14 protein-coding genes and 1 other RNA gene are annotated in these 16,088 nt (G+C 50.9%); 4 read left to right on the top strand and 11 right to left on the bottom strand.

The window, feature by feature from the left end:
* Positions 1 to 21: 21 nt before the first annotated feature.
* Positions 22 to 699, bottom strand: coding sequence for a ribosome hibernation-promoting factor, HPF/YfiA family (gene hpf, locus D2E26_RS01685; protein WP_125962964.1), 678 nt, complete (start codon positions 697 to 699; stop codon positions 22 to 24).
* Between the two features lie 220 nt (positions 700 to 919).
* On the opposite strand from hpf, the gene rnpB reads away from it, so the two are divergent.
* Positions 920 to 1,281, top strand: an RNA gene (gene rnpB, locus D2E26_RS01680) — RNase P RNA component class A.
* Between the two features lie 332 nt (positions 1,282 to 1,613).
* Here rnpB and D2E26_RS01675 read toward each other — a convergent pair.
* From D2E26_RS01675 to D2E26_RS01645, 7 genes are all read right to left on the bottom strand, one after another.
* Positions 1,614 to 2,291: a regulatory protein RecX gene (locus tag D2E26_RS01675; protein WP_164515821.1), complete on the bottom strand. Its 678-nt coding sequence runs from the start codon at positions 2,289 to 2,291 to the stop codon at positions 1,614 to 1,616.
* A 181-nt stretch (positions 2,292 to 2,472) separates the two neighbouring features.
* Entirely contained in the window at positions 2,473 to 3,558 is a 1,086-nt protein-coding gene (gene recA, locus D2E26_RS01670; protein WP_125962963.1) for a recombinase RecA, read from the bottom strand.
* A gap of 230 nt (positions 3,559 to 3,788) precedes the next feature.
* Entirely contained in the window at positions 3,789 to 4,028 is a 240-nt protein-coding gene (locus D2E26_RS01665) for a DUF3046 domain-containing protein (protein ID WP_125962962.1), read from the bottom strand.
* 322 nt (positions 4,029 to 4,350) lie between these two features.
* Positions 4,351 to 4,857 carry a helix-turn-helix domain-containing protein gene (locus tag D2E26_RS01660; RefSeq protein WP_125963370.1) on the bottom strand — a complete coding sequence of 169 codons (507 nt, stop codon included), beginning with the start codon at positions 4,855 to 4,857 and terminating at the stop codon, positions 4,351 to 4,353.
* Between the two features lie 51 nt (positions 4,858 to 4,908).
* The gene (locus D2E26_RS01655; protein WP_125962961.1) at positions 4,909 to 5,526 is read right to left on the bottom strand and encodes a CinA family protein; all 618 of its coding nucleotides are present in this window, start codon (positions 5,524 to 5,526) and stop codon (positions 4,909 to 4,911) included.
* A 195-nt stretch (positions 5,527 to 5,721) separates the two neighbouring features.
* A complete protein-coding gene (pgsA, locus tag D2E26_RS01650; protein ID WP_125962960.1) occupies positions 5,722 to 6,378 on the bottom strand; it encodes a CDP-diacylglycerol--glycerol-3-phosphate 3-phosphatidyltransferase in 657 nt (218 codons plus the stop codon).
* A 207-nt stretch (positions 6,379 to 6,585) separates the two neighbouring features.
* Complete coding sequence (locus D2E26_RS01645; protein WP_420897197.1) at positions 6,586 to 9,246, bottom strand: FtsK/SpoIIIE family DNA translocase; 2,661 nt, start codon at positions 9,244 to 9,246, stop codon at positions 6,586 to 6,588.
* Between the two features lie 177 nt (positions 9,247 to 9,423).
* Here D2E26_RS01645 and D2E26_RS01640 point away from each other — a divergent pair, with 177 nt between their 5' ends.
* A complete protein-coding gene (locus D2E26_RS01640) occupies positions 9,424 to 10,140 on the top strand; it encodes a Fic family protein (protein WP_125962958.1) in 717 nt (238 codons plus the stop codon).
* Between the two features lie 39 nt (positions 10,141 to 10,179).
* Here D2E26_RS01640 and miaA read toward each other — a convergent pair whose 3' ends face one another.
* Both miaA and miaB read right to left on the bottom strand, forming a co-directional pair.
* Positions 10,180 to 11,205, bottom strand: a complete 1,026-nt coding sequence (gene miaA / locus D2E26_RS01635) for a tRNA (adenosine(37)-N6)-dimethylallyltransferase MiaA (protein ID WP_125962957.1) — start codon at positions 11,203 to 11,205, stop codon at positions 10,180 to 10,182.
* Between the two features lie 95 nt (positions 11,206 to 11,300).
* Complete coding sequence (miaB, locus tag D2E26_RS01630) at positions 11,301 to 12,746, bottom strand: tRNA (N6-isopentenyl adenosine(37)-C2)-methylthiotransferase MiaB (protein WP_125962956.1); 1,446 nt, start codon at positions 12,744 to 12,746, stop codon at positions 11,301 to 11,303.
* A 125-nt stretch (positions 12,747 to 12,871) separates the two neighbouring features.
* Between miaB and D2E26_RS01625 the strand changes: the two genes are divergently transcribed.
* On the top strand, positions 12,872 to 13,654 hold the full coding sequence (locus tag D2E26_RS01625; protein ID WP_420897184.1) for a GTP pyrophosphokinase: 783 nt from the start codon (positions 12,872 to 12,874) through the stop codon (positions 13,652 to 13,654).
* A 153-nt stretch (positions 13,655 to 13,807) separates the two neighbouring features.
* On the opposite strand, the gene D2E26_RS01620 is transcribed toward D2E26_RS01625, so the two are convergent.
* The gene (locus D2E26_RS01620; protein WP_125962955.1) at positions 13,808 to 14,692 is read right to left on the bottom strand and encodes a Bax inhibitor-1/YccA family protein; all 885 of its coding nucleotides are present in this window, start codon (positions 14,690 to 14,692) and stop codon (positions 13,808 to 13,810) included.
* Between the two features lie 330 nt (positions 14,693 to 15,022).
* Between D2E26_RS01620 and D2E26_RS01615 the strand changes: the two genes are divergently transcribed.
* Complete coding sequence (locus tag D2E26_RS01615; RefSeq protein WP_125962954.1) at positions 15,023 to 16,051, top strand: NAD(P)H-dependent amine dehydrogenase family protein; 1,029 nt, start codon at positions 15,023 to 15,025, stop codon at positions 16,049 to 16,051.
* Positions 16,052 to 16,088: the final 37 nt, after the last annotated feature.

The raw sequence follows: 16,088 nt of genomic DNA, 5'->3' as shown, positions 1-16,088 counted from the left end.
ATTAAGTCAGACAGCTATTAATCAGCCGCGAGCTTCTTGCTCCTTCTTGACATTTTCTGCCGTGTCAATCTCGAACACACCATAGCTCCAGCCGTGGCGGTGGTAGACGACCGATGGGCGGTTCGTTGCCTTATTGACGAACAGGAAGAAGTCGTGACCAATCAGTTCCATCTCGTACAGAGCCTCATCGATAGACATTGGCTCTGCGATGTGCAGCTTACGACGAATGACAATTGGAGTATCTCCAACCTGGACCTCGACGGATTCGCCAGGACCAAGATCAGAAGCAACAGCTGCTTCTGGGCTGTTCTCCACATCGGCATCACCTTCGATGTCGGTACGCTCTTCAGCTGGTGGCACGTCAAGTTCAGCAGGAATTGGCGTGTATCCGCGACGGTGATTCTTACGACGATCACGCGTACGACGCAGACGCAGAGTCAGCTTGTCGAGCGCCATATCAAGTGCACTGTATTCTTCGGCACTTGAAGCCTCGGCACGCACGACGGTGCTTCCAGCAATCACAGTGATTTCCACACGCTTTGCAGTGTCAGCCAGACGTGGGTTGCCTTCATGGGAAACCACGATCTGCACGCGCTGCGTGTCTGGAGCAATAGCGGTCACACGATTCATCTTGCTTTCAACGACGTCACGGAACCTTTGCTTGATTTGCGTGTGGCGTCCGGTAATGACGATATCCATGTGGACCTCCCTAGACTTAAGCGGCAAAGCCGCTAGGCGGATCGCTCGAGGAGCCCCCCGAACGATGTAAAACATATTGTAGTAGACATTTCCTTTTATAGGGAGGGAAATCTGAGAAGAATCTGACAAAAATCAGAAATAGTTAAGAAAGTGAAAACGTCGACTCACTTATTAAGCAATTTCTCCACATTTGTCATCGTCTAGACTAGACTGTTCTGTTTGAGACCTCTTGATGGCCGCGACCAGCAATGGTTGAGGAACTTCCGGGCTCCATAGAGCACGATGGCGGATAACGTCCGCCCAGGGCGACCTGAGAGATAGCGCAGCAGAGAATAGACCGCCTGTGTGATTCGTCATATAGGTAAGGGTGAAACGGCGGTGTAAGAGACCACCGGGTTGCTGGTAACAGTTAACCGCATGGCAAGCCTCATCGGGAGCAAGGCCAAGTAGAAGGCAGGGCTGCTCGTCCATATGCCTTCGGGTAGGCTGCTAGAGCCTGTCGGCAACGTCAGGTCGAGATGGATGGTCATCCGTATTGCTTCGGCAATACGACAGAACCCGGGGTAAAAGAGGTCTCATTCAACTCTTTTTTATTTCATTATTCAGATCAATCTTCTGCTGATACTGCGCCACCCTATTGCGCACTTTTCGCAGCAGTCTTGCAACAGCATTTACATAGTTGCTCCTGCAGCAATGGTTCTGCAGCTATCTGCAGCAGCATTCTCATCAACGCTGTTTACACACTCTATTCTTGTTACTCGCTGCTCCTCTGATTTCAGGTATTCGAATGCACTGAATCTACGCAATCTGAGCTTTACCTAGTTTTAAGATTTGAGCGTCTCAATATGTAATATCTGCGCGTCGATTGCGCTATTGGAAACAGTTCTCGCTCATAGAACAACTTTTCGCCAATATTACTTATCGCGGAAAAGTTCATCAGCAACAGGCCTGAGGTCAGCACCACTATGACCTTTGCGTGCCCCTGCACTCCAGAAACGACGCAAACGTGTCTGTCGTTCAAGTCCTTCAGTTTTACGAGCAACCTGCTCGCCAAGCTCCCAAGCACTTTGTGCGAACGCTCCATCTTCGCGTGCTTGCTGCAGTACTTGATCAATAGCACTACGATCAACGCCCTTGCGCTGCAGTGTTTGGCGAGCTCCACGCTCCCCCATATGTTTGGCAAGGCACGTGCGTAGCAACGATTGCGCAACCGATGCATCATCAAGATATTGAATTTCGATGAGTCGATTAATAACATTCGTCACAATCTGCTCATCAAAACCACGTTCAGTTAACCGTTCGCGCATCATACCAGTGGAACGCGAGCACGAATCAAGCAATCGCAACGCTGCTTCCATACAGGCTTGCTGGTCCTGCGCATCTTGTGCAGGTACAAATGCAAATCCACCATGACGTGAGCGACGTTTACGTGGATACGATTTGCGCTTACCTGAATGTCGTGCGCCGAATCGTTGATCAGCGTGCGGCTCCTGCATATCAGTATCAAATGGTGGCTCTGCAGACGTTATATCTGCTCCCCCATTTGCTGACTGAGCCTGCTGTTGTTGCAGGAATTCTTCGACACTAATCATGGCGATCCTTATGACTTTTCCATTGCGCCATGCCATACAACATCCAGTTCATTGGATACATGACCCAATAGCATGCATGGCATGCCAGAGACTAGCATGCCATGCGCAATACGGTTGATATCTCCCACTAAATCGTGAGTGGGATTCATCAATGTTGTTCTCAAGTTTGTTTGAGAACCTGTTACTCAGCTGGCTCCTCAGCTGCACCTTCCACAAGCTGCTGATCTGGATCCAGCAAGCCGAATGCTTGCTTCACTTCACGTTCGATCTGATCGGCAACCTCAGGCGTTTCCTTCAGGAACCTACGCACATTCTCACGACCCTGACCCAGCTGGTCACCATTGTGTGTGAACCACGAGCCCGACTTCTTAATCACATCGGTCTGCAGGCCCATATCGATAATCGAGCCTTCGCGCGAAATGCCCTCGCCATACAGCACATCGAATTCTGCCGACTTGAATGGTGGAGCAAGCTTGTTCTTAGCGATCTTGACGCGCGTACGGTTACCAACAGCTTCGTCGCCAGCCTTAATCGTCTGAATACGACGGATGTCAAGACGCACCGAGGAGTAGAACTTCAGCGCCTTACCACCCGTTGTGGTTTCAGGGCTACCGAAGAACACACCAATCTTTTCACGCAGCTGGTTAATAAAGATTGCCGTCGTACCTGCCTGAGACAGTGCACCGGTCATCTTACGCAGTGCCTGGCTCATCAGCCTTGCCTGAAGGCCAACATGGCTATCGCCCATATCGCCTTCAATTTCTGCCTTTGGCACGAGAGCCGCAACGGAATCGATAACAATAACGTCAAGAGCACCCGAGCGAATCAGCAGGTCCGCAATTTCCAGAGCCTGTTCACCATTGTCTGGCTGCGACACAATCAGAGCATCGGTATCAACGCCCAGCTTGCGTGCATACACAGGGTCGAGAGCATGTTCAGCATCAATGAATGCTGCAACGCCGCCGTTACGCTGTGCGTTAGCAACAACGTGCAGTGCCAGCGTCGTCTTACCCGAAGATTCAGGGCCATAGATTTCAACAATACGGCCGCGTGGTAAACCGCCAATACCGAGTGCCATATCAAGTGCGAGCGAACCCGTAGGAATGACCTCTACGTCTTGTTCTGGGCGATCACCCAAACGCATTGCCGAACCCTTGCCGAAGTTCTTCTCGACTTGCTTCAGTGCTGCATCAAGGGCTGCTTGGCGTTTAGGATCGACAGCGCCATCATGCGCCTTTTGCTTCTGGTCATTTTTCGCCTGGGCCATGGCCGTCTCCTTAGATTTCTTCACACGTCTGTAAATGCAACGTCTTGTGTTTCCACGCTAACGCGCGTTGTTCAACGTAGCAATTGCAGTCAAGCGTTGTGCATAAACGAGCAACTTTCCACATCACGGGGGTTAAGTTGCATTCGCTCGCTGTTGCGAACTCGAGTATAGCACGCATACGAACATATGTTCGAATAATTTTCTGAGGGTTAGTGAAAGTTCAGTAATAGTTATTGGAAATCCACGGGCAGCGGTGGTGCCACATGGTCTTTACCCCATCGCTTCGAATCAGGGATATCCATTTGATCACACAACACGTTCCATACGGTTCGTGGCTCAACTCCAGCCTCTAATGCTTCTACCACAGTCATGCCATGTAATTTGGTTAATCCTTGATCATGAGCAAGTGCACGCCCATACGAACGACCAAGTACTTCTTCGAGCAAGAGCCAGAATTCACGTTCACGCATAATTGCTAACCGTAGCGCAAAGCATTACCTACTACGCACCCTTTCGCTGTGATAATTCCCACACGCTGTATTCAACACTCTCTAATCACGCATTGTTCCCAAACACACAGCTGATACTTGATGCCGTCATAGAGTTCGTCAGGCATACCGAATTCGACATTACGAATTATGCATCACGAATTTGGCATCACAAATTAGGTATAACGAACTGGGCACAACCAATCGCACATAACAAAAGCACCTCGCTACTGAGGTACTTACAGTAACGAGGTGCTTAGGATGTCTGCGTGGGCTCATCATCTTGATGAGCGTGACATTGGGCTCAGGATTCCACAGAGTCCAGATAGTCAGCGACGAGGCGCAGCATCTGTGACGTGGACAGGCCCAACGATTCAGAGATCGAAGCTAGCAGCTCGGAGCTAGCTTCCTTCTGTCCGCGTTCAACTTCGGACAGGTAGCCGAGCGAAACGCCAGCCTTCTCGCTGACCTCTCGCAATGTCTTGCGATCGCGAGTACGCAGGTCGCGCAGAACGTGACCGATCGCCTCTCGGAGCGACACCTCCTTGATATCGCCCATGATCTCGCGCTTACGCACGACAGAACGTGGCTTCGAAATTTCGGCATCTTCTTCTTGCCACATGCGGGCCAAAGCAGCTTGACGCTCATCCTTCGCCTTCTTGGCTGCACGTGCACGCAGCACTTGCTGCTGAGCGAACATGACAGCTCGGCGCTGTGCTGGCGTCAGTTCACGCATGCGAGCACTGCCGGAATGAGCCGGAGAAGGAGTCTCTACGACCTTCTGCGTCTCAATTGTTTCTTTCACTGCCATTGCTGCTTCCACGATTGCTCCCCTTTCGCTGCCTAAAACTCAATTCACTACTTAGTACAGAAACCCTTTCTGTGAAGATGCTGTGAAATGTCTCAGGTTTTCCAAAATACAGCAGACGCTCCTGTGTCTAATTATTTCTCTATTCCCTTGCAATTGCAAGCGTATTACAGAATGCGGAGATCTAATCCAGTCATCACAAATATTCGGGAACGACACGCCGACAAACACTAGTCCTGCTGGTTTATCGCCATCTGGACCAGGTCCAGCAACGCCTGTTGTGGACAATCCGATAATGCGACCTTCGTACTCTGGCTGGTCGAATAATTTTGCCGTGAGCTGTGCCATTTGTAAGGCTACTTGAGGATCCACTGCACCGTACTGTTCGAGGCGTTTCTCATCCACACCGAGCACACTATGCTTGGCTCGAATATCGTAGGTGACTGCTGATCCTAAGAACACGCGGCTAGCACCAGGAACACGCACAAATGCATCAGCGAGCAAACCGCCCGTTAACGATTCTGCACAAGCAATGTGTACGTTGTGCTCGACACACCATTGCAGAATATCTGCGGCAATTTGATCGCATTCATGCTGCAACTCTTCAACGGTGTTGAGCTGTTCAGCAACAAATGATCTCGTTTCATTGGATTCAAGTTCTACGTTGCTCATCATGCCTCTTTGCGATGTTGAAACTCACTGGGTATCTCTGCTACCACTATGGCGCAATCCCCCAACGTGTTGCACCACACCTGTGTTGTGACTTGTGCAGAAACAAAAACAACTCTGCATGGGGTAACCCCAGCAGAGTTGTTCAAGAACTAGATGTTCAGTACGTTACATGTGCCGTACGTTTGCTGTTGCGACTCAGGCCTGCTTCTGCTTGCCCCAGCCGAACGTGTTCGACAGGTACTCCCAACCCGAGTACAGGCACAGAATCAGTGCGAAGTAGATCAGCGTGTACATCAGCACCTGGTAAAGACCCAGCCACAGTGGGTGGCTCAGACCTGCGAACGACCACACTGGCAGCGTCAGCATGCCAAGGCCGATGCACTGCGTCAGCGTCTTGTACTTGCCAGCCTGTGATGCTGCAATAACCTTGCCGCCTTCTTCAATAACGAAGAAACGCATAATCGTAATGCCGATTTCACGAATGCAGAACAGCGCCGTTGCAATCCAGCCGAGTACAGGGTTACCAAGCTCCGTGAAGCATGCTGCCACAATGAGCGTGCCCAGAATCAGCAGCTTGTCAGCAATAGGATCAAGCAGCTTACCAAGCTCTGTGACCTGGTTGTACTTGCGGGCCATCCAGCCATCGATTTTGTCAGTTGAAGCGGCGATGATGAACACCACGCCTGCCCACCAGCGCATACCCATGTTGCGCGAACCCCATGGGCCAGCGTTGACATACAGGCACAGGAATACAACAACAAGGATGATGCGCAGGAAGGTCACCAGATTTGGTGGAGCATTCCAACCATCCCAAAGTGACTTTTTCTCTGATTGAGTCTGTTCCTGCACCATTCTCCACCTCATCATGAGTTAAAAATTCGCAGCTTCTCGAACTGCAAACGCATACAAGCTCCCATAATAAAACTACGATGTGTCAAAACAACACATCGTAGTTCTTATAGCACAGCGCGGAGCTTATCTTCTGCGCTCTTTCGTCGCTTATTTGCTGCTCATTCGCTGCTCATTCATTGCGTTCAGACTGCAGCAATCAGCTGAAGATTAGGCCGCTTCACTCTGCCCCGAGGTTTGCAATGAAGTGGTTTCACCCTTAATAAAGGCCAATACCTGTGGCAGGTCTTGTGGCTGCACAAGCACTTCCCTAGCCTTAGATCCTTCAGAAGGTCCAACCACGCCACGCGATTCGAGCAAATCCATGAGTCTGCCTGCACGAGCGAAACCAATACGTAGCTTGCGCTGCAGCATCGAAGTGGAACCGAACCGGTTCGTAACCACGAGCTCAGCAGCCTGCAACAGGTCTTCCATATCGTTACCGATTTCTTCGGTTGGATCTGCCTTCTTGGTATCAGCTTCCTTGGCCATCTCTTCAATATCTTCGCGGTAGTGCGGCTTGCGCTGCGTGCGCACAAATTCAACAGCACGGCGAATTTCCGATTCGTTAACCCACGAGCCCTGTACACGAATTGGCTTAGCCGATCCCATTGGCAGGAACAGTGCATCACCCTGACCAATCAGCGTTTCTGCACCAGTGGTGTCGAGAATAACTCGAGAATCCGTTGCCGACGAGGTTGCGAAGGCCAAACGCGAAGGAATATTTGCCTTGATCAGACCAGTAACAACATCAACCGATGGGCGCTGCGTTGCCAGCACCAAGTGCACGCCTGCTGCACGAGCCAACTGCGTAATACGCTGAATCGAGCTTTCGACGTCATTCTTGGCCACCATCATCAGATCAGCCATCTCGTCGACGACCACAAGCAGATATGGGTATGGAACAACCTTGCGTTTCGAACCAGCTGGTGCATGCACCTTACCTGCGCGCACTGCTTCGTTGAAGTCCTTGACGTGGCGGAATCCGAAGAATTCGAGGTCGGAGTAACGTGCATCCATCTCTTTGACAACCCATTCGAGTGCCTGAGCTGCCTTCTTTGGATCCGTAATAATTGGCGTCAGCAGATGTGGAATACCCGAGTATGCCGAAAGTTCAACGCGCTTAGGATCGACAAGAATCATGCGTACCTGTTCCGGTGTTGCGCGCATAACAATCGACGTCAGCATCGAGTTAATGAAACTTGACTTACCAGAACCAGTAGCACCTGCGACGAGCAAGTGAGGCATCTTCGTCAGGTCAGCCGTCACGAAGTGGCCTTCCACGTCCTTGCCCACACCGGTCACCATTGGGTTTGGATCGTTGAGTGCCTTGTCGGAACGCAGCACATCACCCAAGTGCACAATCTCACGATCGACGTTTGGAATTTCAATACCAATTGCCGACTTACCTGGGATTGGTGAAAGAATTCGCACATCCGTACTAGCGACGGCGTATGCAATGTTCTTCTGCAGGTTCGTAACCTTCTCGACCTTAACGCCTGGGCCGAGTTCCACTTCGTACTGCGTCACCGAAGGACCACGCAGGAAGCCGATCACCTTAGCATCCACATTGAATTCGTGGAACGTATTCGTCAGTGCCCTAATTACCTGATCATTAGCAGGCGTACGAGCAGCGTGAGGCTTACCCTTGGCCAGCAGATCAAGATTTGGCAGCTGGTATGGAGCCAGTACTGCTTCGTCTGCTTCATCTTCATCAGAGACGCCATCATCGTCACCCATGCTGACTACTTCTGGCGTCACTGTAGCAGCTGGTGCTGCGGCGGATGCAGCAGGTGCGCTGCCCAGCGTGCCCTGAGCCAGTGCTGCCGTTGGCACGATTTCTCCCGTAGCCATGTTGACTTGCTCAGCGTTCGTCTCATCGAGCGCTGCCCAAGGATCATGTTCTGGGGCCAACGTTGGTGGCATCACCATCGTTTGTGCGAGTTCAGGTGAATTGTAATTACTGTGGTGGTTTGATGGCACAATTTCCGTTTCAGCCGTTTGACCGTGCTGAGACATGGCGTGCTGGAATGCTTCATCACCTGCGTATTCGTCCAGCATTGGATCGGACTTGCGATCATGCTTGCGCTGGAACAGACGCTTATACCATGGCACCTTTGGTTCTGGTGCTTCGTCGTAATCCGTGCCGTCATGCAGTGGCACGCCTGCTGCGAATTGCAGACCATTGGAGTCCATGTAATCGTCAGAGAACTGCGAATCCATAACGGCTGTTTCCGTACCGTCGGCATTGTTCGAGGTGCCGCTCGCACGACCCGTGAGCGAACGCACACGATCTGGAATATCAGTAACATGCGTACGGGTCAGCAAAAGCACGGAGAACAGTGCCACGATCACGAACACAATAATTGCAAAACTTGGAGAAAGTCCCCATGCCAGTGGCGAGCCGATGACGAAACCTAACAGGCCGCCAGCGGAACGAATAACAGGCCACGAGAAGTGATGGTCGGACGCAGCGATGATGATGTCAACAATCGAGCACAGTGACCACAGCAGCAGGAACCAACCTAAAATCACGCGTGGGTTGCCGGAATCTTGACCAGCGTTACGCATGAGGCGGATGGCAATAATAAAGAGCAGTACTGGAACGACAACGCTGAACATGCCGAACAAGCCGGATGCGAACGTGTGCAGTGCCTGGCCGAATGGGCCGGTGACGCGGAACCATTCAGATCCGCAGAAGAACACCGATAAAATCAGCAGCACAAAGCACAATCCATCGCGGCGATATGCGGGATCGTATTCGCCTACGCTGACGCGGCGGACGCCTGCGCCGATTGCGCGAGGAAGGGCAAGGAGAATGCGCTTGCCGATCGATTCGTATGCTTCATCGTCGACTGATCGTTGTGATGAGGAGCGTGTGCTTCTCGGCGAAGAGGACGAACGTTTTGGGGAGGATGATTGTGCCATAACATTCCAGATTCTACTTGTTCACCGTCCATTTTGTATATGGGGTAATATTTAGAATTTTTTTGCGCTAGACTCGGGGGCATGACACCAGCAGAACGTGCGAGCGTAGTCGCATTTGCATTAAAGAACTGCGCGATAGAAGCAATGACGCCTTCAGAGCCGATGCTTGCTGGTCTGCAAAGTTACGAGGATGGCGATTTAAGTGCTCGTCAGCTCGTGCAGTTTGCCGACGAATATGGAGCAAGTCATCGTGATGCTGTGCTGGCACGCACAGTGTGGCTCGCCGATGAGGGTTGGGATCAGTGCGGCGGCCTTGATGAGCTGATTAGCATTCACAAGCGTCTCTACAGCGATGTGTTTGATGACGCAGGTCAGTTGCGTACTGAGCAGACTGCAAGGCGATGCAATTGTAATGTATCGTTCTTCCCTGCCGATTTTATTGAGATGGGCGCTACGAATATTGCCAGCGAAATGGCCGATATGCATGAGTTCCGTGGCCTTGATCGTGATGATTTAATTCAGGCTTTGGCTCACATTTATGATGAGCTCGGTTATTTGCATCCATTTGTTGGCGGTAATGCAGCAGTGTTGCGTATTTTTATTTCGCGCCTGACTCATTTTGCCGGTTGGGATCTTGATTGGGGCACGGTAACGCGCGACGAATATGAGCATGCGAAGCACTTGGCCTATAACGGCGACACCTCAGGCTTCTATAAGATGTTCGATCGTATTGCTCGCCCAGCAAATCTGAGCCGCATTTTCTTGGTCTCTGGTTGGGATCAAGGTCCAGCACACTGACGGATTGAGGCTCTGCGCTGTGTGCCTCAACTACGCGCCTCAGCTGTGTACTTCGCCTAAATGATGCTGCACATATTCGTCAGCATGCATATCGATAGCGTCGTAGTCACCTGCGTCAGCATGGTCAATAATGGCCATGGCATTGTCAACGAGCTCTGGGTTTAAAGCGTTGAGCCAGTGAATGCGCGGATCACGGCCGAACCAACCCATTTGCTTGCGTGCCAAGCGCTTCGTCTTTTGTGCAATATCGGCCTTGGTTTCGTCCAAGGTGCGCATGCCATCTAAGTAATCAATAACCTGCAGGTAGCCCAGAGCACGCGAAGCCGTCGAACCAAGCTCTGGTCGAATACGCTCGACTTCAGCCACAAAGCCTTCATCAAACATCTGCTGTGTACGCAGGTCAATGCGTGCATCCAAATCAGGGCGCGACAAATCAAGACCAATTTGTACCGAAGGAATCACATACCGATACCTCGGCAGATTCGCTGAAAATGGCTTGCCTGTAATTTCAATAACTTCAAGCGCACGAATCGTACGACGCACATTGCGTGAGTCCATTGCTGCTGCAGCTTTTGGATCTTTCTGCTGCAACTCTTGGAACAGGATGCCCGATCCTTCTTCTTCGGCGCGCTGTTCAAGCTTGGCGCGCACTGCTGGATCGGTTCCCGGGAACGAAATCTCATCAATTGCTGCACGTGCGTAGAGACCCGATCCACCCACGAGAATTGGACGGATGCCTTGGCTCTGCAACTCAGCAATTGTGTTACGTGCAAGGTCTTGGAACTTGGCCACAGTCATCGTTTCGGTTGGCGCAATAATGTCAATCAAATGGTGCTTGACTTGCGCACGTTCCTCGGCGCTGGCTTTGGCCGTACCAATATCCATGCCTGTATACATTTGGTAGGCATCAGCATTAACGATCTCGGCTCGCTCCCCGCGTTCAGCCAGTCGTTTCGCTACAGCAATACCAAGGCCTGTTTTACCCGACGCAGTTGGTCCCACAATCGATACGACTCGTGGGGTTTGCGTTTGGTTGGTGTTGGTGAATTGCTGTGATACGTCCATAACTTCTTACACTACAGTCGACCGCGTAACGGCTTGAGGTACGAAGCACTCAAGTCGCTACGCGAGAAATAAAAAAGATGACAACAAGCCAAACGTTAGTGGCGAACGCTATAGGTCTGGCCGAGGCTCAGATCTGGATCAGCGATCAGATTGTGGCGAGCAGCGTGCGTCACTGTTGCCGTAACAAAATCGCCAATCTGAGGCATATCGAAACCTTCTGGCACGCCAATATGCACAAGCTGACCCGTACGCTCACGGCCCGTAACACGATGCGTAGCATCATCTTTACGTCCCGAAACGCCCGTAACCATAACCTCAACGTCCTTGCCCTCGAACGACGCAAGATTCTCAGTCGTAATCTGCTCCTGTACGGCAAGCAGACGTTCCAGACGATCCTGAGCCACCTCGTGAGGCACCTGTTCCATTGCGGCTGCTGGCGTGCCTGGACGTGGAGAATAAATAAACGTGAATGCCGAGGCGAAACGAGCGCGCTTGACAATATCGAGCGTGGCTTGGAAGTCCTCTTCGGTCTCACCTGGGAAGCCCACAATAATATCGGTGGAGATCTGAGCGTCTGGCATTGCTGCACGGATTTTGTCGAGAATCGTCATGAACTTTTGCGTACGATACGAGCGGCGCATAGCGCGCAGAATGCGATCCGAACCCGACTGCAATGGGAAGTGCAGCTGGTGCATAATATTTGGCGTTTCAGCCATAGCTTCAATAACATCGTCAGTGAAAGCTGCTGGATGAGGACTGGTGAAACGCACGCGTTCTAGGCCTTCGATATTGCCGCAGGCACGCAGCAGCTTGGAGAAGGCGAAACGGTCGCCAATGCCGTAACCGTACGAGTTCACGTTCTGGCCGAGCAGCGTTACCTCTTTGGCACCCTGTTCAACGCAGCGCTGCACTTCAGCAAGCACATCACCTGGGCGACGATCGTGTTCTTTACCGCGCGTGGTTGGCACAATGCAGAACGTGCACGTGTTATTGCAGCCCACGGAAATAGAAACCCAGTTCGAAACCTTGTTAGCGCGGTCAACAGGCAGATCACTTGGGAACACCTTGAGATCGTCCACAACCTTGACCTCCGGCTTGCCAGAAATGCGGTTCTGATCAAGCAATACTGGCAAATCGCCAATATTCTTCGTACCGAATACGGCCGAAACCCATGGGGCCTTTTCACAAATGCGTTCGCGGTCGAGCTGAGCCATGCAGCCGCCAACAGCAAACTGCGCATTTGGATTGCGCTTCTTATTGAAATTCCAGTGGCCAACGGTGCCATACATGCGTTCTGCAGCATTCTCACGCACAGCGCAGGTGTTGAGCACAATTAAGTCAAGATCTTGATCTTCGATCTGCTGCTGGGTTGCTGGTACGTAACCGTCTGCTTCGAGTACGCCGGCAATACGTTCGGAATCGTGCACATTCATCTGGCAGCCGAGCGTATGAACGTAGAACACGCCCTTACCGCGATTTGCTGCTGGCTCATCGCTTGTGGCACTTTCTCGTTCTTCAAGTGTCATCATCTCTTCATCCATGCGCCTAATGCTAGCGTGCGACCGCGGACCAAGCGAGTAAACTCATGTCGCCTTTCATTATTTCTGCACGAGTTCTTCAGAACTCTCCCGTCCACGATCATCACAAAGTCGCTACAATATAGGTCGTGATATTAGATCGACAAAATCGCCTGAATTCTGCAGAACTGAGCATGCGCTTGAATCAGTTGGTAGATAAAGGTACCGATAACCCTCCAAATCAGTTGTTTGAGGTTGCGGACTTTATTAATCAGATGCAAGTGTATGAAGGTGCTATGTATGAGATAAGCACCAAGCTTGAGATTCTTGATACCGAATTCCAGGTGATGTTCGAGCATGACCCGATTCATCATATGGAACGCAGGTTGAAGTCTGTGGACTCAATTATGGAGAAGCTCGAGCGTCGAGGCCTGCCAAAGACGATTGAGGCCATTCGCAATAATCTGTTTGATGTCGCTGGTATTCGCGTGATTTGCAATTATCGCGATGATGTTTACTCTGTTTCGAATTATTTGTCGGCTCAGTCTGACATTCAGGTGCTGCGTGTGAAGGATTATATTCGTAATCCAAAGCAGAACGGCTACCGTTCATTGCATGTGATTTATGCGGTGCCTGTGTTCTTGTCAACTGGTGCGCATTACACGCCTGTTGAAGTGCAGTTCCGTACGATTGCTATGGATTATTGGGCTTCGCTTGAGCATGCGCTGCGTTATAAGTCCGATATTGATGATGACAAGTTGACTGAGCATGAGCAGACGCTGCTTGATTGTGCTCGTTCGCTGCAGAATGTGGAAACGCAAATGCAGTCGATTCATCGTGACATTAATGGTGCTCCTCAGGGCGTTGATGCTCCTGTGGAAAGGCCTCATGCTGAAGAAACTGACGATCGCAGCGATTTCTCGTGGCTGTGATCTGCACGTTGCATGCAACATCTGAAATCAGCAATGTCTGAAACCAGAAATAACTAAAACAACTTACGTTTGTTACACAAAACTGAAGGGTCCTGCTCCGTTGTGGAACAGGACCCTTCTGTTTATGGGTTAAGCGTTATTCGTGGGCTGCGATTAGTCGCGGTTGCCAACGAGGCGCAGGATGTACAGGAACATGTTGACGAAGTCGAGGTACAGGTTCAGTGCGCACAGCACAGAAATGCGCTTAATCATTTCTGGACCCTGTGCAGCGTAAGTGGCGAATGCCATCTTCATGAACTGCGTATCGTAAATCGTCAGGCCTGCGAACAGCACAATGCCGATTGCGGTGATGACCATCATGCCCGTGTTGCCTGGGAACAGGAACATTACGAGCAGCTGTCCTACGATCAGTACGATCAGACCAATGAGCAGGATTGGGCCGGCCTTGAGCATGTTGCCCTTGGTCGTCAGACCGAACATCGTCAGTGCGAAGAAGAAGCCTGCGGTTAATGCGAGTGCGAATCCAATGGTGCCTAGATCATAGGCCATGAAAATCGTGCTCAGTGTGAAGCCCATCAATGCTGCGAATACGTAGAACCAGACGCGAGCCTTAGATGCTTGCATATTCATAACACGAGCACCCAAGTAGATGGCCAAGCCGATTTGCACGATGGCAACGAGAATGATGCCAAACATGCCGGTGGCACGCAGGAATGCAACATAAGCACCCGTGATCTGCGTCAGGAATGCAACAGCTGCGGTGATGAGCAGACCAATGGTCATTTCTGCATAGGTGCGCGTTACCGAATCGTGTGTTGCACGCTCATAGGTTGCTTGCGAAGCTGCATCCATTGTGGCTTGTCCGTAAGCGTTTGGGTTTGGGGCGTATGCGGATGCCTGTGCATACTGAGGATTGTATGGCTGGCCATATGGCTGCTGCTGGCCGTAAGGCTGCTGCTGGCCGTATGGTTGCTGGCCGTAAGGCTGCTGACCCTGATATCGGTTGCCGTTGCCATTTGGTTGTGGTCCGTATGACATGACTTGTTTCCTTTTCTTAACTGTGTGGCCCTAACTTTTGCCACGTTGTAGCCATAGCGTTCTGGCGTACATTCTACGGCTTCATTGCTGTATAACTCCGAACATTAGCAACAAACTTACTGAATATTAACAGTGAAACTGCCCTATGGACTCCAACAAATCGGGGTCACCCCGTATTCCGGAAACTTTTGTCCATTTCTAGGGAAAGATAAGACATCGCTTCCTTGGCCGACTATAGTGACGATCAACCGTTTGAAGGCTTTCACTGTTATAGAGAACAGCAGTAAGACCGTAAGAACGGCCACGTTTCACCACACGAAGGAGTATGGCATGGAACCTATTAGGGCAATTCAGTATGGTTGCGGCAAGATGGCGCAATACACGGTGCGATATATGCATGAACACGGCATTCATATTGTTGGTGCCATTGATATTAATCCTGATGTTGTTGGTATGGATGTTGGTGAGTTTGCCAATATTGGGCCAATTGGTGTGCCTATTCGTAATGATGCCGATGCTGTGCTTGATGAGTGCGATGCTGATATCGCTGTTGTGACGCTGTTTAGTTTTATGGAAGACATTGAGCCAATGGTGATGAAGTGCTTGGCTCGTGGTGTTTCTGTTATTACGACTTGTGAAGAGGCTATTTATCCTTGGACCACTGCCCCAGCAATTACGAATCGTCTTGATCGTTTAGCGAAGGAGCATGGCGCCACATTTGTGGGTTCTGGCATGCAGGATTTGTATTGGATCAACATGGTTGCTGGTGTTGCTGCAGGTTGTGCATCGGTGAAGAAGATTACTGGCGCAGTCAGTTACAACGTTGAGGATTATGGCTTGGCTTTGGCGCAGGCTCATGGTGTTGGTCTTACGGCGGAACAGTTTGAGCAGGAGCTCGCGCATCCAGACACTATTGTGCCAAGTTATGTTTGGAATTCGAATGAAGCCTTGGCACAGCATTTAGGTTTGACGATTCGTTCTACGACGCAGAAGTCAGTGCCATATTTCTCGGAAACTGATGTGTATTCCGAGACTATGGGTAAGACGATTCCTGCTGGCATGTGTATTGGTATGTCTGCTGTGGTGACGACGGAAACGAATCAGGGTATCACCTTAGAAACCGCGTGCATTGGCAAAGTGTATGGCCCCGATGATGGTGATATGTGCGATTGGACGATTAGCGGTGAACCAGATTTGGAATTCCATATCACGAAGCCAGCAACAGTAGAACTGACCTGCGGCACGATTGTGAACCGTATTCCTTCTGTGCTGAATGCTCCAGCAGGCGTTCTTACTGTCGATCAGCTTGATCCGTTGAATTACATGAGCTATCCAGCCTCATGCTATGTCAATGATTAAGCCTCAGTAGCGTGTAAAAGCCGGCTTTGCAGCAATG

Source organism: Bifidobacterium dolichotidis, assembly GCF_003951975.1.
In the GTDB taxonomy this organism is placed as follows: Bacteria; Actinomycetota; Actinomycetes; order Actinomycetales; family Bifidobacteriaceae; genus Bifidobacterium; species Bifidobacterium dolichotidis.
The sequence above is the reverse complement of the archived record's forward strand: the minus strand, read 5'-3'. Positions and strand labels throughout refer to the sequence as shown.